This window comes from Rodentibacter myodis (assembly GCF_001999305.1).
Taxonomy (GTDB): Bacteria; Pseudomonadota; Gammaproteobacteria; order Enterobacterales; family Pasteurellaceae; genus Rodentibacter; species Rodentibacter myodis.
Window position 1 is genome coordinate 13,997 of sequence record NZ_MLHQ01000017.1, and the last position, 23,031, is coordinate 37,027.

Annotated in this window: 26 protein-coding genes and 1 riboswitch; of the genes, 14 read left to right on the forward strand and 12 right to left on the reverse strand. The window is 40.7% G+C overall.

Annotation, left to right across the window (positions count from 1 at the left end; genetic code table 11):
* The first annotated feature begins 163 nt into the window (after positions 1-163).
* The 6 genes from folP (at position 164) to bioD (ending at position 4,980) form a co-directional block, all read left to right on the forward strand.
* Positions 164-991: a dihydropteroate synthase gene (gene folP / locus BKL49_RS07385; RefSeq protein WP_077424065.1), complete on the forward strand. Its 828-nt coding sequence runs from the start codon at positions 164-166 to the stop codon at positions 989-991.
* Positions 992-1,017: 26 nt separating this feature from the next.
* Positions 1,018-2,352, forward strand: coding sequence for a phosphoglucosamine mutase (gene glmM, locus BKL49_RS07390; protein WP_077424067.1), 1,335 nt, complete (start codon positions 1,018-1,020; stop codon positions 2,350-2,352).
* Between the two features lie 72 nt (positions 2,353-2,424).
* Entirely contained in the window at positions 2,425-2,910 is a 486-nt protein-coding gene (sixA, locus tag BKL49_RS07395) for a phosphohistidine phosphatase SixA (protein WP_077424069.1), read from the forward strand.
* 257 nt (positions 2,911-3,167) lie between these two features.
* A complete protein-coding gene (locus BKL49_RS07400) occupies positions 3,168-3,788 on the forward strand; it encodes a histone (protein ID WP_077424072.1) in 621 nt (206 codons plus the stop codon).
* 66 nt (positions 3,789-3,854) lie between these two features.
* A complete protein-coding gene (locus BKL49_RS07405) occupies positions 3,855-4,121 on the forward strand; it encodes a YcgL domain-containing protein (RefSeq protein WP_077424074.1) in 267 nt (88 codons plus the stop codon).
* A 133-nt stretch (positions 4,122-4,254) separates the two neighbouring features.
* Positions 4,255-4,980, forward strand: coding sequence for a dethiobiotin synthase (gene bioD, locus BKL49_RS07410; protein WP_077424076.1), 726 nt, complete (start codon positions 4,255-4,257; stop codon positions 4,978-4,980).
* 112 nt (positions 4,981-5,092) lie between these two features.
* Here bioD and BKL49_RS07415 read toward each other — a convergent pair whose 3' ends face one another.
* The 7 genes from BKL49_RS07415 to BKL49_RS07445 form a co-directional block, all read right to left on the reverse strand.
* Positions 5,093-5,602 (reverse strand): transposase, encoded by a 510-nt coding sequence (locus tag BKL49_RS07415; protein WP_077424078.1) that lies wholly within the window; start codon positions 5,600-5,602, stop codon positions 5,093-5,095.
* Positions 5,603-6,426: 824 nt separating this feature from the next.
* On the reverse strand, positions 6,427-7,782 hold the full coding sequence (gene ppnN, locus BKL49_RS07420) for a nucleotide 5'-monophosphate nucleosidase PpnN (RefSeq protein ID WP_077424080.1): 1,356 nt from the start codon (positions 7,780-7,782) through the stop codon (positions 6,427-6,429).
* Positions 7,783-7,790: 8 nt separating this feature from the next.
* Positions 7,791-8,630: an NADPH-dependent 7-cyano-7-deazaguanine reductase QueF gene (gene queF / locus BKL49_RS07425; protein ID WP_077424082.1), complete on the reverse strand. Its 840-nt coding sequence runs from the start codon at positions 8,628-8,630 to the stop codon at positions 7,791-7,793.
* 49 nt (positions 8,631-8,679) lie between these two features.
* On the reverse strand, positions 8,680-9,465 hold the full coding sequence (locus BKL49_RS07430) for a Zn-ribbon-containing protein (protein ID WP_077424084.1): 786 nt from the start codon (positions 9,463-9,465) through the stop codon (positions 8,680-8,682).
* The gene (locus tag BKL49_RS07435) at positions 9,456-9,836 is read right to left on the reverse strand and encodes a SufE family protein (protein ID WP_077424086.1); all 381 of its coding nucleotides are present in this window, start codon (positions 9,834-9,836) and stop codon (positions 9,456-9,458) included. The genes BKL49_RS07430 and BKL49_RS07435 overlap by 10 nt, the downstream gene beginning before the upstream one ends.
* On the reverse strand, positions 9,833-11,032 hold the full coding sequence (locus BKL49_RS07440) for a cysteine desulfurase (protein ID WP_077424088.1): 1,200 nt from the start codon (positions 11,030-11,032) through the stop codon (positions 9,833-9,835). The genes BKL49_RS07435 and BKL49_RS07440 overlap by 4 nt, the downstream gene beginning before the upstream one ends.
* Entirely contained in the window at positions 11,022-11,516 is a 495-nt protein-coding gene (locus BKL49_RS07445; RefSeq protein WP_077424135.1) for a thermonuclease family protein, read from the reverse strand. Before BKL49_RS07445 ends, BKL49_RS07440 begins: the two co-directional genes overlap by 11 nt.
* 183 nt (positions 11,517-11,699) lie before the next feature.
* On the opposite strand from BKL49_RS07445, the gene BKL49_RS07450 reads away from it, so the two are divergent.
* Genes BKL49_RS07450 through BKL49_RS07460 form a run of 3 tightly spaced genes read left to right on the forward strand, consistent with a single transcriptional unit; the run spans position 11,700 to position 14,176 of the window.
* The gene (locus BKL49_RS07450) at positions 11,700-12,116 is read left to right on the forward strand and encodes a CidA/LrgA family protein (RefSeq protein ID WP_077424090.1); all 417 of its coding nucleotides are present in this window, start codon (positions 11,700-11,702) and stop codon (positions 12,114-12,116) included.
* Between the two features lie 9 nt (positions 12,117-12,125).
* Positions 12,126-12,818 carry a CidB/LrgB family autolysis modulator gene (locus tag BKL49_RS07455; protein WP_077424092.1) on the forward strand — a complete coding sequence of 231 codons (693 nt, stop codon included), beginning with the start codon at positions 12,126-12,128 and terminating at the stop codon, positions 12,816-12,818.
* A gap of 5 nt (positions 12,819-12,823) precedes the next feature.
* Positions 12,824-14,176, forward strand: a complete 1,353-nt coding sequence (locus tag BKL49_RS07460; RefSeq protein WP_077424094.1) for an anti-phage deoxyguanosine triphosphatase — start codon at positions 12,824-12,826, stop codon at positions 14,174-14,176.
* A 128-nt stretch (positions 14,177-14,304) separates the two neighbouring features.
* On the opposite strand, the gene dxs is transcribed toward BKL49_RS07460, so the two are convergent.
* From dxs to xseB, 3 genes are read right to left on the reverse strand one after another with little or no spacing between them, the layout of a single operon-like run.
* Complete coding sequence (dxs, locus tag BKL49_RS07465) at positions 14,305-16,191, reverse strand: 1-deoxy-D-xylulose-5-phosphate synthase (protein WP_077424096.1); 1,887 nt, start codon at positions 16,189-16,191, stop codon at positions 14,305-14,307.
* Positions 16,192-16,238: 47 nt separating this feature from the next.
* On the reverse strand, positions 16,239-17,129 hold the full coding sequence (gene ispA, locus BKL49_RS07470; RefSeq protein ID WP_077424098.1) for a (2E,6E)-farnesyl diphosphate synthase: 891 nt from the start codon (positions 17,127-17,129) through the stop codon (positions 16,239-16,241).
* Positions 17,130-17,131: 2 nt separating this feature from the next.
* Positions 17,132-17,371 (reverse strand): exodeoxyribonuclease VII small subunit, encoded by a 240-nt coding sequence (xseB, locus tag BKL49_RS07475; protein WP_077424100.1) that lies wholly within the window; start codon positions 17,369-17,371, stop codon positions 17,132-17,134.
* Positions 17,372-17,538: 167 nt separating this feature from the next.
* On the opposite strand from xseB, the gene thiI reads away from it, so the two are divergent.
* The 5 genes from thiI (at position 17,539) to moaE (ending at position 21,529) form a co-directional block, all read left to right on the forward strand.
* Positions 17,539-18,990 (forward strand): tRNA uracil 4-sulfurtransferase ThiI, encoded by a 1,452-nt coding sequence (thiI, locus tag BKL49_RS07480; protein ID WP_077424102.1) that lies wholly within the window; start codon positions 17,539-17,541, stop codon positions 18,988-18,990.
* Between the two features lie 175 nt (positions 18,991-19,165).
* Positions 19,166-19,305: riboswitch (molybdenum cofactor riboswitch) on the forward strand.
* The gene (moaA, locus tag BKL49_RS07485; RefSeq protein ID WP_077424104.1) at positions 19,294-20,313 is read left to right on the forward strand and encodes a GTP 3',8-cyclase MoaA; all 1,020 of its coding nucleotides are present in this window, start codon (positions 19,294-19,296) and stop codon (positions 20,311-20,313) included. It overlaps the preceding riboswitch by 12 nt.
* A gap of 36 nt (positions 20,314-20,349) precedes the next feature.
* Positions 20,350-20,829: a cyclic pyranopterin monophosphate synthase MoaC gene (moaC, locus tag BKL49_RS07490; protein ID WP_077424106.1), complete on the forward strand. Its 480-nt coding sequence runs from the start codon at positions 20,350-20,352 to the stop codon at positions 20,827-20,829.
* The gene (gene moaD, locus BKL49_RS07495) at positions 20,830-21,075 is read left to right on the forward strand and encodes a molybdopterin synthase sulfur carrier subunit (RefSeq protein WP_077424108.1); all 246 of its coding nucleotides are present in this window, start codon (positions 20,830-20,832) and stop codon (positions 21,073-21,075) included.
* 1 nt (position 21,076) lies between these two features.
* Entirely contained in the window at positions 21,077-21,529 is a 453-nt protein-coding gene (moaE, locus tag BKL49_RS07500; protein WP_077424110.1) for a molybdopterin synthase catalytic subunit MoaE, read from the forward strand.
* Positions 21,530-21,599: 70 nt separating this feature from the next.
* Here the strand turns inward: moaE and ftnA (BKL49_RS07505) are convergent, their stop codons facing one another.
* The gene (gene ftnA / locus BKL49_RS07505) at positions 21,600-22,100 is read right to left on the reverse strand and encodes a non-heme ferritin (RefSeq protein WP_077424112.1); all 501 of its coding nucleotides are present in this window, start codon (positions 22,098-22,100) and stop codon (positions 21,600-21,602) included.
* A 14-nt stretch (positions 22,101-22,114) separates the two neighbouring features.
* On the reverse strand, positions 22,115-22,603 hold the full coding sequence (ftnA, locus tag BKL49_RS07510) for a non-heme ferritin (RefSeq protein WP_077424114.1): 489 nt from the start codon (positions 22,601-22,603) through the stop codon (positions 22,115-22,117).
* Positions 22,604-23,031: the final 428 nt, after the last annotated feature.

Here is a 23,031-nt window from a genome sequence, read left to right on the forward strand (position 1 = left end):
AAAACCTTCCTTATTAGGAAGGTTTTTTTATATCGGTATATTGATGATATAGGTTATGCCCTGAAAACAAAGGTCAGTATTTTTCCCGTGCATTATTCTTTTCTTGAATGGATTTCGCTATAATTCCCCACCTCAAATTCATTCCAAAAATTGACCGCACTTTATGAAACTTTATGCCAACGGCAAATGCTTAGACTTATCTACGCCTCAAATTATGGGGATTTTAAATTTTACGCCGGATTCTTTTTCCGATAGTGGGCGGTTTTTTAGCCTCGATAAGGCATTGTTCCAAGTGGAAAAAATGCTTAATGAAGGGGCAACAATGATTGATATTGGCGGCGAATCGACCCGCCCAATGGCAGATGAAGTATCGGAACAAGAAGAACTTCATCGTGTCGTACCGTTGGTAGAAGCCGTTCATCAGCGTTTTGATTGTTGGATTTCGGTGGATTCTTCAAAAGCAAGGGTAATGCAAGAATCCGCGAAAGTGGGAATGGATTTAATCAATGATATTCGCGCGTTGCAAGCGCCAAATGCTTTACAAACTGCAGTGGAATTGGCATTACCCGTTTGTATTATGCATATGCAAGGGCAACCACGCACAATGCAGGTTGATCCTCATTATGAAGATGTGGTGGAAGATGTTTTCCATTTTCTACATAAACGCTCTCAAGAATGTATTTCGGCAGGGGTGAAAAAAGAAAATCTCATTTGGGATATGGGATTTGGTTTTGGCAAAACCGTTCAACACAACTACAAATTATTGCAACAACTCGCGGTATTTTGCCAAGAAGGGTATCCGGTGCTTGCCGGTTTATCGCGTAAATCAATGATTGGTACAGTGTTGGATAAGCCCGTTGAGGAACGCCTGATTGGCAGCGTTGTCGGGGCATTAATTGCAGCTCAAAATGGGGCAAAAATTTTACGCGTGCACGATGTGGCGGCAACGTCCGATGCACTAAAAATTTGGCAGGCGACAGAAAACGCCTAAGTTGAAAAAATTAAAGGAATTGTATTATGGCAAATCGTAAATATTTCGGAACAGACGGTGTACGTGGCAAAGTAGGCACATATCCAATTACACCGGATTTCGCCCTTAAATTAGGGTGGGCAGCAGGAAAAGTGTTGGCTTCGCAAGGCTCAAAAACCGTCTTAATTGGTAAAGATACCCGTATTTCCGGCTATATGTTGGAATCTGCATTAGAAGCAGGGCTGGCGGCAGCCGGTTTATCAGCGGCATTTACCGGCCCAATGCCAACACCTGCGATTGCTTATTTAACCCGTACTTTCCGTGCGGAAGCAGGGATTGTGATTTCTGCCTCGCACAACCCTTATTATGATAACGGGATCAAATTTTTCTCTGCACAAGGCACAAAATTACCGGATGAAATTGAAGAAGCCATTGAAGCAATGCTTGAACAACCAATGGATTGTGTAGAATCCGCCGAATTAGGGAAAGCCAGTCGTATCAATGATGCCGCCGGTCGTTATATTGAATTTTGTAAAGGTACCTTTCCGGCACATCTTGGTTTAGAAGGATACAAAATTGTGGTGGATTGTGCGAATGGTGCAACTTACCATATCGCACCAAATGTTTTGCGTGAATTGGGTGCGGAAGTGATTGAAATCGGTACTGATCCGAATGGCGTGAATATCAATGAAAAATGCGGTGCAACAGATGTGCGGGCATTGCAGGAAAAAGTCTTAGAAGTAAAAGCTGATGTGGGATTGGCTTATGATGGTGACGGCGATCGCATTATGATGGTGGATCACCTTGGGAATAAAGTTGATGGCGATCAAATCTTATTTATCATTGCGCGTGAAGCCTTGCGTTCGGGGCAATTAAAAGGCGGTGTCGTTGGAACATTAATGAGTAATATGAGCCTTGAAATTGCATTAAAAATGCTAGGCGTGCCTTTTGTTCGCGCCAATGTGGGCGACCGTTATGTTTTAGAAAAAATGGTTGAACACGGTTGGACACTGGGGGGCGAAAATTCCGGTCATATCATTATTTCCGATAAAAACACAACCGGTGACGGCATTATTGCCTCACTTGCCGTGCTTTCAGCAATGGTTCAGCACAAACTTTCTTTAAATGAACTCGCCGGTGCGGTGAAATTATTTCCTCAAGTCTTAATTAATGTACGTTTTGCCGGTGGCACAAATCCATTAGAAAGTGAAGCGGTAAAAACCGTTGCCGCAGAGGTGGAAAAACGCTTAGAAGGCAAAGGGCGTATTTTGTTACGCAAATCAGGTACTGAGCCGTTGATTCGCGTAATGGTGGAATGTCAGGATGCCGAATTGGCTCAGCAATGTGCTGAAGAAATTGCCGAAGCTGTAAAAACAAATTAATTTATTTTTTGACCGCACGCTTATAAAAGTGCGGTCATTTTCTTTGTATTTTTCTTGATATAGGAAAGCAATATGAAAATTTTCATTATGCGCCACGGCGAATCCGAAGTGATGGCAAAAACAGATAAAGATCGTCATCTCACGGAATATGGTAAAAAACAAGCCTTTGCACAAGGGGAATGGTTAAAAAACTTCACAAAATCCACTGCACTTTCATTACAACGGGTTTTGGTGAGTCCCTATGTTCGAGCCCTAGAAACCTTTGAACAAGTTAATATTGCCTTTGCAGACGGCTTAAAGCCTAATTTAGAAATTTGGGAAGGCATCACGCCTTATGGATCGGCTGAATTAGTAACGGATTATCTTTCCGTATTGAAAAAGGAAGGAATTGAATCCGTCTTAATTATTTCCCATTTGCCTCTCGTTGGAGAAATGGTGGCAGATTTATATGGCAAGCGAAATCCTATCAGTTTTTATCCTGCGACCATTGCGCAAATCGAATGGCAAAACGGAAAAGGTGAAATTATTAGCCGTAGTTATCCACCGGAAATGTTGTAATTTGTTTGATTTTTAATCTTTTTGAAGATTTTTTGCCTTTACAAAAAATAAATTTTAAATGGGGAACTTTTTAGAAACCCTTTAATTTCAATATGTTATTGAAGAATTGACAGTATTATTGTTCGCTTTAGAAATAATAAAATGTAAATTTTGCTTTTGGGTATTTTCTTTTTCATTTTTTTCTGTAAACTTCGCCCGCAAAGCAAATCTGCTTTGATAATATATTTTCCCCTTTTACCCCTCATAGGAGATAAACAATGAAAAAATCAGTATTAGCCGTATTAGTATTAGGTGCAAGTTTAACCGTAACAGGTTGTTTTGATAAACAAGAAACTACACAAAAAGTAGAAGCAGCAAAAGAATCTGTGGCAAATGCCGCAACAAATGTTAAGGATGCGGCGGTAAGTGCAGCGGCAGATGTGAAAGATTCTGCCAAACAAGCCGTAGCGGATGTGAAAGATGCCGCAGCGAATGCAATGGATTCAGCTAAATCAATGGCAACAGATGCAAAAGATTCCACAATGGAAAAAGCAACTGAAATGAAAGATGCTGCGGTAGAAAAAGTAGAAGAAGCGAAAGATGCTGCGGTAGAAAAAGTAGAAGAAGCGAAAGATGCTGCGGTAGAAAAAGTAGAAGAAGCGAAAGATGCGGCGAAAGCAAAAATTGAAGAAGCAAAAGATGCAGCAATGTCTAAAGTGGAAGAGATGAAAAACGTAGCGGCAGAGATGAAAGATTCAGCTGCTGAGAAAACCACTGAAATGAAAGATGCTGCAGCGGCTAAAATGGATGAAGCAAAAGATGCAATGTCTTCAATGAAAGAAGCGGCAAGCGAAAAAATGTCTGAAGCAGCAGATGCCGTAAAAGACGCAGCAAAATAATTTTGAGTATTCAAAAATCCCTACCGGAGTTATCCCGTAGGGATTTTATTTTTTTATGAGGAAAAAATGCTTTGTACGATTTATAGAAGTAAGAAGAAGCCGGGAAGCTATCTTTATATTCAGAAACGTGATGATTTTTCAGCTGTACCGGAGGCTTTACTGGCTCAATTTGGTCAACCGGAAATCGTAATGATGTTTAATTTGGCAGGAGAGAAATCCCTACATAATGCAGATAAGCGTGAAGTTCGTGAAAAAATTGAATCTCAAGGCTTTTACTTGCAAATGCCAAAGCAAGATGATGGCTTATTTAATAGTTTGAGTGAGATCAAATAATCACCCGATTTCCCGTCAAAAGCCCATAAATCTTGCGTTAGCTCAAGTTATTTCTTTCAAAATGCCTTTAAAATCGACCGCACTTTTAGGCTGCTATTTTTAGCCTAATGAAATTGAATTTAAAGGAGAGAAAATGAGTAGCTTTTTTATTACAGGAACGGATACGAATGTCGGTAAAACGACAGCCTGCCGTGCCATTATTCAAGCCTTACAAAATAGAGGGGTGAATATTGTCGGTTTTAAACCTATCGCTTGCAATACAGAGGAAGGTGGATATCCTACGGGGCAGGAGTTTTTATCTCACTACGATAATAAAGAAAATAGTGATGTGCTCACATTAATGAATTCGACTTCACAAGAGGTCACCTACGAAGAAATAAATAGCTATACTTTTAACCATTCTTTGCCAATGTTGGTAGGGGCAAAAACACATATCAAAGTAGAAAAAATTAACCATACCCTCGATAAGCTAAGTCATAAATATCAATCTGTTGCCGTTGAAGGGGCGTTTGGTTTATTAACGCCAATGGCAGAAGGGAAAAGTTTTGCCGATTGGGTAAAGGATAGAAAAATGCCGGTGGTGCTTGTTGTGGGGATAAAAGATGGTTGTATCAATCACGCCTTGCTCACACTGAAAGCCATCCATAGTTTGGGCGTGCCTTTACTTGGTTGGGTGGCAAACCGCATTAATCCGCTGTTAAGTCATTATGCTGAAATCGTTGAATTTTTAGAACATAATATTGATGCCCCGCTCTTAGGCAAGATTCCTTATTTACATAAGCCCGAAACACAAGAACTAGGGCATTATCTGACGAATATTGATCGCTTAATGTATGTGCAAACGGCACAAGTAAAATAGAAAATTGTAAAAAGTGCAATCAAATAAACCGTAATGCCAGTTAGTTAACCCACTGACTGGCTCTTTTTATGTGATATTTAAGCGTTTTTTCTTTCACAACTCTCTGATAATTTCACTTTTTCTTATTAGAAAGTTCACAATGCCCCAACTCATCTAAAAGCGATTGGTACCCCTTAGGTAAATTTCCCGGGCTTAATAATGATACACCGGTGAAGTAAGCGATAACAGAAGCACTACACCCGGCAAAGCTGAGACTATTTGGGAGGGGGATTCCTTTGCACTTTGCTGCCTCAGTCATTGCCTTTCGGATGAGATTATACGCCCGTAAATTTCCCAAAATCTCTTGCTCGCCCCTCTCTGGCTTTTTATTTCTTAATGTATAAGCTTGTGCCAATAGGTACTGCTTAACTTCTCGGTAACCCAATTCAATTTTCCGGCGATGTCGATAAACTGAAACAACTTCGTTCGCCGGATAAGTTGTATTATCAAGAAGAGAGGTAATACATTGAAAATGCTTACCCTTTTCTGTTTTTTCTAATCCTAATTCACGTAGGACATCGTATTTTACCCCTTTTCGTAAGGGAATGAGCCAATGGCTTTGTGTTGAGGATGTTTGTACCATTAATAATCGCTATTAATGACCTGATGGCTCATTAAATCCATATGACAAAACCACTTTTACTTGAGAATAAAGCCTTTGTCTGCGATATGTCCCGAGCGTCCAAATGTTTGTTCTAAAAACTACTCCATCTACGAAAGGAGATTCAGCCCACACTATTTAGGGAGTGTTGATTGACCCCTTGATAAAAGTAAGGTGAAGCTAATTTAAAAAGTCGTTTTAGGCTTTCTGCCCTCAATCGTTGTCTATCTTGAACAGTAGCACTAGGGGACTATCACCTGTTTTTACTGGGGAGAGCTAAATCAAGTTGGCTTACGATGCTTCTCAAAGATTGTTTGCGATAAAACCCGAGCCAATGACCGACCAAATGACCGATTCAAAGGGAAGTTTTGAGGGCTTAATTTCATAAATCATTTTCGATCGTCAAGAGGATTAACTGATCTGTATTACGGTTAAAATTAACCGTACTTTTTACTTACATTAAAGGCTATATCTATAAGTTAGAACTGATAATTCGTAACTCATGTCCTACACGGGTAGTACATTAGGAGGACGTTGGCTGTGTGGATAATAGAATTTATTAAAGGCATTATTAAGCGAAACATTGATATTTAATTGATCATATTACATTTAATTTGATCTCAAGAAAATGATAGTAACACTAGACAATATTTCTCTACTAAAGTGGAGGATTATGAATTTTTTTAAAGGAATAACTGAGTGCGGGAGCGGTTAACGCTAATTTAAGGAGATAAGGGCAACAGAGATACAATAACCTATTTTTAGTGAATCTGTTGCCCAAAAGTTTTTCTAAAACAAACTTAAGGTTACTCTACAATCTCATAACAAGGTTCGTAGGCTTTGCCTGTTGGTAATTTCATTCGGTGTTGAACGATAAAATCTTTCAGTACCAAATCCACTTTTTCCATTAAAGTGCGGTCGCCTTTTAGTTTAAATTTGCCTAATCGGGCAATGTTATCCTGCGCTTGTGGTTTGATGTTGCCTGCCACAATGCCCGAAAATACTTGACGAAGATTTGCCGTTAAATCCATTTTTGATTGATTAAAATGCAAGGCTAAATTCGCCATATTTTCGTGTGTGGGTTCAAAGGGATGTTGAAAACGTGGATCAATTTTTAACGACCAATTAAACCCATAAGAATCATTGGTTTGGCAACGTTGAATTTTGACTTCTTCCATTGCCTTTTTCATTTGGCGTGCCACATTCACCGGATCATCAATGATAATGCTGTAAAGTTTTTGCGCCTCTTCACCCAATACATCGCCAATAAAACGATCGATGGTTGCAAAATAATCGGCACTTTCTTTCGGACCGGTTAGAATCAGCGGGAGATGTTGTGCTTTGTTTTCCGGATTGAGTTTTACGCCTAGGATATAAAGCAGTTCTTCAAATGTGCCGGGGCCGCCGGGGAAAATGAGAATGCCGTGTCCCATTCGCACAAAAGCCTCAAGGCGTTTTTCAATGTCGGGCATAATAATCAGTTCATTGACAATTGGATTTGGCGGCTCGGAGGCGATGATTGAAGGTTCGGTAATGCCTACGAAACGGCTGTTTTTATAGCGTTGATTGGCGTGTCCGATCGCAGCCCCTTTCATCGGTGCTTCCATTACACCCGTGCCGCAACCGGTGATGATGTTCATCTCCCGTAAGCCTAATTCCAAGCCGACTTGACGGCAATATTGGTATTCAATGTCATTAATCGAATGACCGCCCCAACATACCACTAAATTTGGATGCTCACCCACAATGAGGGCTTTCGCATTGCGTAAAATCAAGAAAACCTGATTCGTGATGTGTTTGCTTTCTTGCGGATTGGCGACTTGTTGTGCCGTATTTAAAAACAAAATATCACGTAGTACGGCGAAAAGATGATATTGAATATTCAAGATCATTTTACCGTCCACAAACGCACTTTCCGGGGGATGATGCAGTTCAAGACTTACGCCCCGTTCACGTGTAACAAGGCGAATTTCAAAATCGGTATATTGTTGCAGAAGGGCGCGGCTGTCGTCTGTGACCGCTCCGGAATTTAACACGGCGAGAGAGCAGTTACGATACAGTTGGTATAAATCCGATTGTGCCGTTTGGGTGAGTTGTTCCACTTCAAGATGGGACAACTGATCCATACTGCCTTTGGGGTTTATAAAATGAATATTTGACATAACAATCCTTATTGTCTGGCTAAACGTTGATTGTGCGGAACGGGTTCAAAGTTAGAGCGGAAGGGATTAATATCCAAGCCGCCACGGCGGGTATAACGGGCGTAAACCGTTAATTTTTCCGGTTTGGCGTAGTGCATTAAATCGCAAAAAATGCGTTCGACACATTGTTCGTGGAATTCGTTATGCTGACGAAATGAGACAACGTAACGTAATAGTTTTTCCCGATCAATTTTTTCACCCACATAATGAATTTGCAAGGTTCCCCAGTCGGGCTGATGAGTGATTAAGCAGTTAGATTTCAGTAAATGGCTCACCAACCGTTCCTCAACTATTTCATTAGAAACGCAATCTTTCAACCAATCGGCGTTAAAGGCATAATCGTTGATTTCAATATCCGATTCATCAATGCAATGTCCCGCTAAAACGTCTATTTTCTGTCCGTGATAAAAGGAAAGGGAATTTAACCGCACTTTCACTTCCCCTTGCGCACAATCCGTTAGATCTTGCTGTAGGGTTTGTGCAACCTGTTCAATATTGGCAAATTTGCTTTGGTTAAAGCTGTTTAAATAGAGTTTAAAACTTTTAGATTCGATGAGATTTTGGCTTCGATAATCCAAATAAATATCTGCAATGGCGACTTGCGGCAGCCCTTTTTCATTAAGCCACGAGATTTCATAAGCCGTCCAAATATCCGCGCCAATCGTGAAAGGCTGGGTTTCGGTAATGCCTAAGTCATCACGATTTAATGCCCGTGGCACCGGTTGTAGCAAAGTGCGGTCATATTTGGAGGCATATTCTGTGTTGTGTCCGAGTTTTAAGGATTTTAAGCTATTGTCGTGGTAATTCATTTATGTTCTCCGATAAAAAGGGCAATTTTGTATTTTCGATAATATCAATTTACAAAAAATGCCACGAAAGATTAGAAACCAATCGGCATTGATCACATTTAAAATGGAAGAGATCAAAAATCGGTTCCTTTAACGCCCATTCGCCACCACAGGCAGGGCAGCGACGTTGTTGTTCCTCTTGCAAGGATTTTCCCCCTACGCGATATAAATAATAGTAAGTCGGCACGCCGGCGGCTTTTTCGATGGCTTGGCTTAAATAACGCCCGTGTTTCGCCAAGGTGCTTTGGTGATCGGAAATTTCCCGCAAGGCTTGTTCTTCTAGGGGAGCGCCGTTCATTTGTAATTGATCGCAGGCTTGCCAATTTTCCTGCCATTTAATCACATCTTGGCTCAAGTGCGGTTGATTTTTCAGTTGTTTATGCAGGGGAATAGGGGCGAAATTTTCACCGCTATGAATAGGGGAACAACTTTGCAAATGGGTAGTATAAAGCACCTGCCAGTCAGGCTGCGGATTTTCTGCGGTTTGATCAGAATTGAGATCATCACCGATAAGCTGAAAACCATCAAAAATTAGCCCGCACTTTTCGGCATTTTCTAATGCTCGGGTGACTTCCGCATTATTATTTTGAGGAAAAAGACTGTCCGATTGCGGGCAAATAACACGCATTGCAAAGCCTTGTTCGGCGTTTTCTTCCGCTAAATAGAGGGGAATTTCACGCCCGATAATTTGACCGTTATAACGCCATTGATCAATCACTTGGTTTAATAAATGGGTTTGCTTTTCCACATCATTTTCAAGTGCGGTCAATTTAAAGAAAGTTTCGATTAAATACATAATTGTTTTAGCCGTTGTCCGATTTGGTTTAAGCCGTTCAAGCGTGTTTCACTTAATCGTTGGGCAATACCGAGATTAGTGAAAAACGCGGTTAAATCAAACGCCTGCAATGCTTCGGCGGTTTTTCCATTAATTTCTTGCAACAAAATCCAAAGCAAGCCATTCATAATGCGTGCTTCACTAAAGGCTTTAAATTGAAAAGTGCGGTCATTTTGCGGAATGATTTGAAACCACATCTGTGCTTCGCAGCCGGTGATGGGGGGCATTTGAGCAAGTTCTTCATCTGTTGGGCGTGGAAAATTTTTTCCGGCTTGAATGATGAAGCGATAGCGTTCTTCCCAGTTTTGGGCATTTTTTAATTGTTCGATCATTGTAGTAAATCCAAGGTTTTATCAAGGGCGATGAGGAATTTTTCTACGTCTTCCGGTGTATTGTAAGGGGCGAAGGAAAGGCGTAGTGTCGTGCGTTCGCCAAGTCGTGCCAAATAAGGCTGGGCGCAATGTTCGCCCACCCGTAAGGCGATATGTTGTTCGCTCAATAAGGTGGCGATGTCCGAGCAATCAATACCATCAAACACAAAACAAACAATGGAACTTGGCTGTGGGGAATTGAATAATCGACAATTTGTATAGGTTTTTAACCGCACTTTGACAGATTCAGCCAATGCCACGGCGTGTTGTTCGGCGGCGATAAAATCCCATTGAGACAACCATTCCAAGATCGCGTGAAAGCCAATCACGCCGGCAATATTGGGCGTGCCGGCTTCTAAGCGATAAGGCAAATCCGCAAAGGTAATCTTTTCGCTTGAGACCCGATCAACCATTTTCCCACCAAAAAAGAGAGGCTGAAGTTGAGAAAGTGCGGTCAATTTTCCGCTTAAAACGCCAATGCCATTCGGGCCGTAAATTTTGTGTGCTGAAAACGCAAGAAAATCCGCATCCAAATCTTGAAGATCGATCTTAATATGACTAACGGCTTGTGCCGCATCCACCAAAACAAGAGCATTGCTGTGTTGGCGAATCAGTTGAATTAAATGTTTAATCGGCTGTTCTGTGCCGGTAACGTTGGAAACAAAATTCAATGCCACTAACTTTGTGCGGGCATTTAATGCCGTTTTTAAGGTGCTTTCATCAATCAACCCATTATCCAAAAGGGGCAGAACACGCACTGTTGCCCCGCATTTTTTGGCGATTTCGTGCCAAGTGACAAAATTAGCGTGATGATCTGCTTGGCTAATTAAAATTTCATCACCGGCATTGAGTTGTGGCAATAAACCATTTGCCACCAAATTAATGGCGTGCGTGGTGCCGGCAGTCCAAACCACCGCGCGTTCGCCTTCTGCATTGATGAATTGTTTTACCCGTTGGCGGGCAAGCTCATATTGTGCTGTTTGTGCCGCATCATATTGGCTGCGATGAACGGAGCCTGCGGAAGTATAAAATTCAGCGGTGCGATCGATTAACACCTGCGGTTTTAATGCGGTTGCGGCGTTATCTAAATACACAACCGCATCAGGGCGTTGAAAATAGGGGAATTGCTGTTTGAATGCCTGATAATTAAAAGCCATATTTTCGTTCCTTTCTATGATGTCGCCATTCTTGTGGCTGAATAGGGTAAGCGTCCCGCCATAATCCTTTGCGTTGCGCCCGTGCTTTTTCTTGGGCGTGTAAATAAATAGGATGGCGAAGATATTGATTATACGCCCAAGCCATACCGGTTTTGACCATTTCTAAATTGATGTTTTTTCCGCCCAGATAAACTGTTGCCAAAACACGGTGATAGCGATCATAGCCACTTATTTCTAAGGAAATGAGGCGTTTATACACCCATTTTGAAAGTTGTTGTTTGGCTTTCTTGCCAAAAGGTTGATTTTTTTCGGGGGCATCAATTTCTTCTAAACGAACTCTAATCGGTCGCTTTTCTTGTGTGAGGCAAGTCAGCGTATCACCATCGCTAATGCCCACCACAAAGCAAGGTTGGCGAGAGGCGGCATTGGCGGAAAGTGCGGTTAAAAAAAGCAAAGAAATGAATAATGCGGCAGGTTTTATCATCATTTTAGGGCTAAGTTAAATATAAGGCGGCTATTCTAACAAATCTTCACCTGAATGCGTGAAGAAATCCTTTTTTGATCAAACGCATAAATTTGTGCATTTTTCAGAAAAGTGGCTTTCATCCCGAAGTAAAAGGCGTAAAATCTTTTTTAAATTTTATCAAAAAAGTTGAAAAGGATAAAAATGTTACACAAAGCGTTTCTTTTGGCGCGTTCGTTGCTGATTTTGTATGTAATGCTTTATCTCGGCAATCTTATTGCACATTTTATGCCAATCGGTGTGCCGGGGAGCATTTGGGGATTATTATTGCTTTTTCTCGGCTTAACCACGCAAATCGTGCGTTTAGAATGGATTTATTTGGGGGCAAATTTGTTAATTCGTTTTATGGCGGTGTTGTTTGTGCCGGTGAGTGTGGGGATTATTAAATATTCCCAGTTATTGTGGGCGCAAATGAATATTTTGCTTATTCCCAACGTGGTGAGTACCTGTGTTACTTTAGTGTTTATCGGTGTTGTGGCGAATGTAATGTTTGATCATCAATCCTTCGGACACAAACGTAAAAAACTCTTGGCAAAACGTATGGCACAAATGGGGAAATAGAGGTGGGTTATGAATTATGCCATTTATCTTTATACTTTTTTAACGATTTTCGGATTTTGGCTTGCCCTGCAAATTAATCAGCGTTGGAAATCGCTGATTTTCAATTCTTTTATTCTGACTGTGTTGATTTTGGTGTTGATTTTAGTGGTCGGTAAAATTCCTTATGATGATTATATGGCTGGCAATGCGCCACTGAATAATTTATTAAGTCTGAGTATTGTCGCCCTTGCGTTGCCTTTATATGAACAGTTAAAACAAATTGCCAAACAATGGCGGATTATTCTTTCGGTGGTGGTATTGGCTTCGTTTTTCTCAATGTTAAGCGGGGCGGTTTTGGCATTCATTTTGGGGGCGACACCGGAAATGATCGCCACGATTTTACCCAAATCCATCACCACCCCCATTGCAATGGAAGTTTCTGCCCATTTAGGCGGAATCCCTTCCGTTACGGCGGTGGGCGTTGTGCTTGCCGGTTTGCAGGGGTCAATTTTCGGTTATTTAATTTTGAAAAAAATCGGCTTACGTCATCAAGAAGCCATTGGTTTATCGGTCGGTTCCGTATCCCACGTTTTAGGCACGGTGAGTTGTATGGAAATAAATCCTAAAGCGGGCAGTTATAGTTCGATTTCTCTTGTGCTTTGTGGCATTATCAGCTCTATTCTTGCACCATTGGTGTTTAACATTATTCATCTGTTTATATAATTTTTATGAAAAATAGCCTATCTTCAAGTTGGACTGAACGATTTATTCCTGATCCGCCTCGTGAAAAAGACCATCGCCCTCCATTCCGCCGTGATCGTGGGCGAATTTTACATTCCGCCGCTTTTCGTTGCTTACAGGCGAAAACACAAATTCACGCCATTGGCGAAAACGATTTTTATCGCACCCGTTTAACCCATTCTTTAGAAGTGGCTCAAATTGGCAGCAGCCTTGTGGCACAGCTCAAATTTGCCGAAGCCTTTTCTCATTTATCCACACAGCTCAATCTTGCTGAAACCGAATTACAAAAACAGCTAAAAGGGCTTTTACCCAGTAATGATTTAATCGAAAGCCTTTGTTTTGCGCACGATATTGGGCATCCGCCTTTTGGACACGGTGGGGAAGTGGCACTTAATTTTATGATGCACCAACAGGGCGGATTTGAAGGCAATGCGCAAACTTTTCGGATTCTTACCAAACTGGAGCCTTACACTGAAAATTCAGGAATGAATTTAACCCGCCGCACCTTACTCGGTGTGGTGAAATACCCCACCATTTTAGACACTGCCTCTCCGCAATATCAGGCTTTGCCGCATTTTAAGGAGACGGATGTACGTTATGTCAAAATCAGTGATTGGAAACCGGGGAAAGGGATTTTTCGTGATGATTTGAAGATGTTCGATTGGTTGTTGGAAAATCTTTCCGAAAATGACCGCACTTTGTTTAGTTCAATGCAGAAAGTGCGGTCAAATTCTGCGGAGTTTTTGAAAACCCGTTTTAAATCGCTGGATTGCAGTATTATGGAGCTTGCTGATGATATTGCCTATGCCGTACACGATTTAGAAGATGCCATTGTGACCAAAATGGTCAATCAACATCAATGGCAGGAAGCTCATTCGGCATTGGCGGCAATTCCTTTCCCGTGGTTGCAAAAAAATATTGATCGCCTGAGCCAACAATTATTTTCCGATAAACATTTTGAGCGTAAAAATGCCATTGGCGCATTAGTAAACTTTTTTATTACCGGTGTTCGCTGGACAATAACGGATAAATTTGACGAACCTTTGTTACGTTATAATGCCGAATTACCCGAGCCGGTGGTGAGGGCATTGGAAATTTTTAAACAGTTTGTTTGGAAATATGTGATTCGCAGTGTTGAAACCCAACGTATTGAATACAAAGGACAACGAATGTTGACGGAAATGTTTCAAATTTTTGAATCCGATCCCCTTCGCTTATTACCCCATAACACCGCGCAGAAATGGCTAAATGCCCCCGATGAAGGTAAAAAACGTATTATTTGCGATTATATTGCCGGAATGTCTGATGCTTATGCAATGCGGGTTTATCAGCAGTTATAGCGAAAAAAACCGCTACCCATACGGAATAGCGGAGGAGGTCTTAAATAAGAAATTAAAAAAACTGCTGCATATGCAGCGCACTAGCGGTTTATAAGACTCGGGTTTTGTGATTTAGTTCACAAAATTATTTAATTTTTTGAAAAATTTTCCTTTTGTTGTAGAAAGGCTAGAATTTGTGCCTCAATTCCTTCTGCATCTAATTGTAATTCGTGCAGCATTTCTTGCTGTGTGCCTTGCGGAATAAAATAATCAGGCAAGCCGAGCTGTAAAAGTGCGGTTGGTTTGGCGGAAGAATTGATCACTTCCGCCACTGCCGAACCTGCCCCGCCTTGAATGGCATTTTCTTCTAAGGTGACTAAATAATCGTGAGTTTGAGTCAGCACGTTGATCATTTCCACATCCAAGGGTTTGACAAATCGCATATCAACCACCGTTGCATTAAGTTTTTCCGCAACCTTTAATGCCGCCGGTAAAAGCGTACCAAAATTTAAAATAGCGATTTTTTCCCCTTCTTTAATAAGACGGGCTTTGCCAATCGGTAACATTGCTAATGGGGCTAATTCTACGCCCACCGCATTGCCACGAGGATAACGCACCGCAGCAGGCTTGCCATATTTATAGCCGGTATAGAGCATTTGACGACATTCATTCTCATCGCTTGGCGTCATAATCATCATATTCGGAATACAACGCATAAAACTCAAATCAAATGCCCCTTGGTGGGTTTGCCCGTCAGCCCCCACGATACCGGCACGATCAATGGCAAATAAAACAGGGAGATTTTGAATGGCGACATCGTGAATCAGTTGATCGTAAGCCCGTTGTAAGAACGTGGAATAAATTGCCACAACCGGTTTATACCCTCCAATTGCCAAGCCTGCCGCAAAGGTAACCGCGTGTTGTTCTGCAATGGCAACATCAAAATATTGTGTCGGAAAACGTTGGGAAAATTCCACCATTCCCGACCCTTCACGCATTGCAGGGGTAATGCCGACAATTTTGGGATCTTTTTCCGCCATTTCACAAAGCCAATCACCAAAAATTTTAGAATAAGTGGGCTTCACGTTTGATTTTGGCAATTCGCCGCTGGTGGGATCAAACTTCGGTACACCGTGGAAACCAATGGGGTCTTTTTCCGCAGGGGCATAACCTTTGCCTTTTTTGGTTTTAATATGTAGAAATTGTGGGCCTTTGAGATGACGCATATTGCTAAGGGTTGCCACTAATTCATCAATATTATGACCATCCACCGGCCCAATATAATTAAAACCGAGTTCTTCAAAAAGCGTGCTTTCCGGCGAGAACATCACGCCTTTCATATGTTCTTCGGTTTTTTTTATAAAGTTTTTGACGGTAGGGACTTTATCCAGAATTTTTTTGCTGCCGTCCCGCACGGTGGAATAAAGCGAACCGGAAAAAATACGTGCCAAGTGATTATTTAATGCCCCCACATTTTCAGAAATCGACATTTCATTATCATTCAAAATTACCAACATATCCGTATGTAATGCACCGGCGTGGTTTAATGCCTCAAATGCCATACCGGCGGTAATTGCACCGTCACCAATAACACAAACGGTTCGCCGCCCTGCATTTTCACGTTCCGCCGCAACGGCAATGCCTAAGCCAGCACTGATTGAAGTGGAGGAATGGCCTACGCTTAATACATCAAATTCGCTTTCTTCACGCCAAGGGAAAGGGTGAATACCGTCTTTTTGGCGAATCGTGGACATTTGATCGCGGCGACCGGTGAGGATTTTGTGCGGATAGGCTTGATGTCCTACATCCCAAATGAGCTGATCAAAAGGTGTTTTGTACACATAATGCAAAGCTACGGTGAGTTCTACCGTCCCTAAGCCGGAAGCCAAATGTCCGCTGGTTTGACTAACGGATTCCAAAAGATAATTGCGTAATTCCAGACAAAGCTGAGGGAGCTGATCTTTATTTAACAGACGTAAATCTTCCGGTGAATTAATAAGGGATAAAAGAGGGTAGTTGTTCATATTGTGAGTCATTCCAAAATATTTTTATTTTTGACCGCACTTTTGTGACGCGGTCGCAATTAACTTTTCCGTGTAATAATAAATTCAGCCAAGGCACGAAGTGCGGTCGTATCAAAGGGAATTTTTTCCAGCTCGGATAACGCGGTTTGGTATAAATCCTGTGCTTTTTGTTTCGCCCCTGCCAAGCCCAATAATTTTGGGTAAGTGCTTTTATCCAAGCCTAAATCTGATCCTACGGGTTTGCCGATTTCCGCACTGTCGCCTTCAATATCTAAAATATCGTCCTGCACTTGGAAAGCCAATCCAATCGCTTCGGCATAATTGGTTAATCTCATCTCCAATGTTTTATCGGAAAAATGCGGTGAGCAAATAAAACCAAGTTTTAAGGCAGCAGTCAGTAATGCGCCGGTTTTATTGCGGTGAATACGTTCCAATTCATCCAAGCCGATTTGTTTATGTTCGGAAATCAAATCTAAACTTTGTCCTAAACACATACCTTGCACACCGGAGGCGCGAGCCAAAAGTTGGACTAAAGACAGTTTTTGTTCTGCAGAAAGGGAAGGTGCTTGGGTGAGAATATCAAAGGCAAAACTTTGAAGTACATCGCCGGCAAGAATTGCGGTAGCTTCATCAAAAGCAATATGGCAGGTTGGGTGACCACGGCGTAAATCATCATTATCCATTGCCGGCAAATCATCGTGAATTAATGAATAAGCGTGAATGGCTTCAATGGCGGCAGCGGCATAATCTAAGGTTTCTTCCTTTGCCCCTAACATTTTGCCCGTGGCGTAAACCAAGAAAGGACGAACCCGTTTTCCCCCCAATAATAAACCGTATTTCATCGCATCACGCAAGGGAGCATTATGGCTTTCAATGCCGTCAAATTGCGTTTCTAAAAAGTGGTTAATACGTGTTTGAACAAGTTTTAATTCTTGGGAAAATTGGCTCATTCTTATTCATTTCCTTCATAATCGCTCAAGGGGGCAGTTTCACTTTTTTGTAACAATATTTGAATTCGTTGTTCCGCCTGCTGTAAGCGTTCTTGCCCTAATTGAGCTAATTTTATACCTTGTTCAAATTCTTTTAACGCTTCTTCCAAAGGCAATTCACCACTTTCTAAACGGGAAACAATGGTTTCTAATTGTGTTAATGTGGTTTCAAAATCCTGCGAAGTTGCCGGTTTGCGAGCCATTAAGCTATCCTTTTTATGGGAAAAAATATGGGCGTATTGTACTGTATTTTGGTGGGATGTTAAAAATTTATTTCAACGTTCACCTCCTATTAAAATAAGAATAGTTATGTAGACTTTTCCCTTGCTTCACGTAAAATATCCGCCATTTTTTATCAAGACAAATTCCTATGAAATTTATCGTTAAACTTTTCCCTGAAATTATGATTAAAAGTGAAACCGTGCGTAAGCGGTTCGCTAAAATTCTGACCGGTAACATTCGCAATATTCTGCAAAAATACGATGAAGAAACCGCCGTGGTACGCCATTGGGATTACATTGAAGTGCGGTCAAAAAATGAAGAAAACCGTGAAAATCTAATCACTTTGTTACAACGTATTCCGGGGATTCATCACTTTTTGGAAGTGGAAGAAAAAACCTTTACTGATTTGCACCATATTTTTGAACTCACCCTTGCGGATGTGGAACAGCAACTACAAGGTAAAACGTTCTGCGTGCGGGTAAAACGCAAAGGAAAGCATAAATTTAGTTCTATTGAAGCAGAACGTTATATTGGCGGTGGATTAAATCAGCATATTGAAAGCGCGAAAGTGCGATTGAAAAATCCTGATGTGACGGTGCGTATTGATATTGAAGATGACAAAATGATGCTGGTAAAAGCACGCCACGCCGGCATTGGCGGTTATCCTATCGGCACGCAGGAAGATGTACTTTCCCTTATTTCCGGCGGGTTTGATTCCGGCGTGTCCAGTTATATGTTAATTCGCCGTGGTTCACGCGTGCATTATTGTTTCTTTAATCTTGGTGGGGCAGCACACGAAATTGGCGTAAAACAAATGGCGTACCATATTTGGCAACGTTATAGTTCATCTCATAAAGTGCGTTTTGTTGCGATCAATTTTGAAGGTGTCGTTGGTGAGATTTTAGAGAAAGTCGATAATGGGCAAATGGGCGTGGTGTTAAAACGAATGATGGTGCGCGCCGCAAGTAAAGTGGCAGCACGTTTTAACATTGAAGCCATTGTAACAGGGGAGGCATTAGGGCAGGTTTCCAGCCAAACTTTAACCAATTTACGCCTGATAGATGAAGCGGCGGATGCTTTGGTATTACGTCCGCTCATTACACACGATAAAGAGCAAATTATCGCGATGGCAAAAGAAATTGGCACGGATGACATAGCCAAATCAATGCCGGAATTTTGTGGTGTGATCTCGAAAAATCCAACAATCAAAGCCGTGCGTGAAAAAATTATCTCGGAAGAAAATAATTTCAATTTTGAAGTGTTGGGAACTGCGGTGCAAAATGCACAATATTTGGATATTCGTCAAATAGCGGAAGAAACGGAAAGGGAAGTGGTTGAAGTGGATACCATTTCCGTCTTGGGCGAAAACGATGTGATTTTGGATATTCGTAGTCCGGAAGAAACGGATGAAAATCCTTTTGAATCAAATACCCACGAAGTTATGCTAATGCCGTTTTATAAACTTTCATCACAATTTGCTTCACTCGATCAACGTAAAAATTACGTGCTTTATTGCGAGCGTGGGGTTATGAGCAAATTACAAGCCTTATACTTAAAAGAAAATGGCTTTACGAACGTACGTGTTTTTTCTAAAAAATAAGCTCAAAATTAACCGCACTTTCAGTGCGGTGCCTATTTCCTACCTAAAATGAATTAGTTTAGTCATCATTATATATATGGCTATATAGCCAACTAAGGAAATATAGTGAATTTATAATCAGGTTTAAAGGATTCCATTGTGCTTTTTCCTTTGAATCTTTTAGAATGTGCCAAATTTTATCGCATAACTCCGAGCTTGTTTGTCTAAGTTCTTTTACGAATATGACGGCAACGCCAATAACGATGTATGTTATTCAGGGATACGTTGGAAACGGCTTATCCTCTCCATTTAGAAAGGTGTCTAATGCAATTTCAATCTATTCCCATAAAAAACGTGGGGAACGGGCGTTTGGTCGATCCGTTTCAACGTGCTTATTATTATTTGCGTTTATCGATTACCGATCAGTGCAATTTTCGTTGTCATTATTGCTTGCCAAACGGCTATCAAGCAGAGACAAATAAACCGCATTTTCTTACCTTAAATGAAATCACACGCATAGCCAAAGCCTTTGCCAATATGGGGACGGAGAAAATTCGTTTAACCGGTGGCGAACCAACTTTACGTAAGGATTTTCTTGCTATTGCCGAAAATATCGCTCAAATACGGGGCATTCACCAAATTGCCTTAACAACCAATGGTTACCGTATGGCAAAAGATGTTGAGGCTTGGCAACGGGCGGGCATTACATCCATTAATGTGAGCGTAGATAGTCTCGATCCGAAAATGTTTCATCAAATTACCGGCATTAATAAATTTGATGACATTATGCGGGGCATTGAGCGGGCATTTGAAATCGGCTATCAAAAAGTGAAAGTCAATGCCGTTTTAATGAAAAATTTGAACGATCACGAATTTAATCAATTCTTAGCTTGGATAAAAAATCGCCCGATTCAAATGCGTTTTATTGAGCTTATGCAAACCGGCGAAATGGACCATTTTTTTCATCGCCATCATTTATCCGGTGAAATTCTTGCTCAAAAATTACTTTCACAAGGTTGGCAATTACAGCAACGAGGCATAACCGATGGGCCGGCGAAAGTGTTTAAACATCCCGACTATATTGGCGAAATTGGCTTAATTATGCCCTATGAAAAAAATTTCTGTGCTAGTTGTAATCGTTTACGTGTTTCGGCAAAAGGGAAGTTGCACCTTTGTTTATTTGGTGAGGAGGGGATTGAATTACGTGATTTATTGCAATCGGACGATCAACAGGCAGTATTGCAAGCGCGTATTTTTTTTGCATTGCAGGGTAAACGTGAACATCATTATCTCCATCAAGGCGACAGTGGTATTCGTAATCATCTCGCCTCAATTGGTGGCTAATAAAAACTTTTTCAAAATCAACCGCACTTTTTAATTATGACAACATTTACGCATATTAATAGCCAAGGCGAAGCCAATATGGTGGACGTTTCCGGCAAAACCGATACCGTACGTGAAGCACGTGCAGAAGCTATTGTGACTATGTCACAAGAAACCTTATCAATGATTGTTGAAGGCAAACATCACAAAGGTGATGTGTTCGCAACAGCCCGTATTGCCGGTATTCAAGCGGCAAAACACACTTGGGAACTTATTCCGTTATGCCATCCTTTGTTACTTTCCAAAGTGGAAGTTTCACTTGAACCCTTGCGCGAAACCAATCAGGTTCGTATTGAATCGCTTTGCAAATTAACCGGAAAAACCGGTGTCGAAATGGAGGCTTTAACCGCTGCGAGTGTGGCGGCATTAACCATTTACGATATGTGCAAAGCGGTACAAAAAGATATCGTGATTGAGCGTGTTCGTTTGCTTGAAAAGTGCGGTGGAAAATCAGGTCATTTTTTGGTGGAGAACTAAATGTTTAATGTGTTATTTTTTGCGCAAACCCGTGAATTAATTGGGGTAGATGAAATTCAAATAGAAGGTGATTTCGCAACTGCAGAAGCCTTGCGTGAACATTTGAGCCAAAAAGGTGAAAAATGGGCTTTGGCATTGGAAAAAGGAAAGTTGCTTGTCGCAATTAATCAAACCTTAATGCCTCTTGAAAGTCTCATCAAATCCGGTGATGAAATTGCTTTTTTTCCACCGGTAACCGGAGGCTAAAATGAAGGATATTCAAATTTCGGTACAAGAAGCCGAATTTAATCAAAATACCGTTTATCATTGGCTTTCAGAATCACATTCTGTTGGTGCTGTGGTGATTTTTGTAGGGAAAGTGCGTGATCTTAATTTAGGTGATGATGTCTCTAGCCTTTATCTTGAACATTATCCTGCAATGACAGAAAAAGCATTACAAGAAATTGTGGCAGAAGCGAAACAACGTTGGAAAATTCAGCGGATATGCGTGATTCATCGGGTTGGTTTGTTGCAAACAGGAGATGAAATTGTGCTTGTAGGCGTAAGTTCTGCTCACCGTGGCGATGCCTACCGTGCCAACGAATTCATCATGGATTATCTCAAGTCAAAAGCCCCCTTTTGGAAAAAGGAACAAACAAATGCAGGTGAGCGTTGGATTGAGGCGCGAGATGCGGATAAAGAAGCGTTAAAAAAATGGTAGAAAGTGCGGTCAATTATTTAAAAATTTTTAAAATGAAAGCTCGGTAAGTACCGAGCTTTAATCATTTTTATTAAGCGTTGGTTGTTGCCAGTTTTTCTAAATCTTTATCAATTAAGAACAAGGCTTTGCCGTCTTCACCAAGTAGGTTGAGTTTATCTAAAATACCACTAAAGAGTTTTTCTTCTTCGTGCTGTTCAGCTACATACCATTGTAAGAAATTAAAGGCAGAGTAGTCTTTTTCTTCAAAGGTTTTACCGACTAACTCATTAATTTTTGAGGTGATTAATTTTTCGTGTTCGTAGGTTAGTTCAATCACTTCTTTTAAGGATTTATATTCGTGGGACGGTGCTTCAATTGCCGAAATAACTGCCATTGCACCGGTTTCATTCAAATAGGTGAATAATTTGCGCATATGTTCCATTTCTTCCGCAGCGTGAGCAGAAAGGAATTTTGCCGCACCTTCAAAGCCTTGTTGCTCGCACCACGCACTCATTTGAAGATACAAATTAGAAGAATAAAATTCTAAATTCATTTGATCATTTAATAGTTTTACTACATTTGTCGATAACATTTTATTTCTCCTATTTATTGTAAAGTTGCCAAATCACGATCTACAAAGTACAGACCACGCCCGTCTTCACCCACTAAGTTAAATTTATCAAGAATGCTACTGAATAATTTTTCTTCTTCGTGCTGTTCTGCCACATACCATTGCAAGAAATTGAAAGTAGAGTAGTCTTTATTTGCAAAAGTCACTTCAACCAATTCATTGATTTTTGAAGTTACTAATTTTTCGTGTTCAAGTGTGATTTCAAATACTTCTTTCAACGATTTATAATCATTTTTAGGGGCTTCAATTTTGCCTAAAAGCGGCATACCACTGGTTTCGTTTACATATTGAAATAACTTGTGCATATGTTCTAATTCTTCATCGGCGTGACGAAGCAAAAATGCGGCAGCACCTTCATAACCATGTTTGGAACACCACGCACTCATTTGTAAATAAACGTTAGAAGAGTAGAACTCTAGATTAATTTGTTCGTTTAATTTGTCTGCAATAGCTTGTTTCAGCATAACTAACTCCTTTCCATCTGATGAATAAATACGAACGATATAACAATAAAGCTTAAATTGTGAGGCGCATTTTAGATTTACAAATGAGAACTTGCAAGCATTTCCTTAAAAAATATTTCATAAGTTATTAATTTTTAAAGATAAAAGTAACGTCAATTATTCTCATTTATAAATAGGAGTCATATTAATTACAAAGGGTATTTTTCGTTTTTTAAAGAAGGCTATTTCAAAGAGGACAATAATGACAACGTCACATTTCTATTTATAAGTGTTTTTTTTCAATTCTATAAAACTTTACCACCATAAGATCTCCAGATTTTACGTAGCGCGATCATCTTTTCGTTTTCACCTTTTATTCACTTATCTCCAAAATGATAAAAGCCAAACCGATTGGCTTTGTCACTTTATTTTTAAATTTATTTCTGATG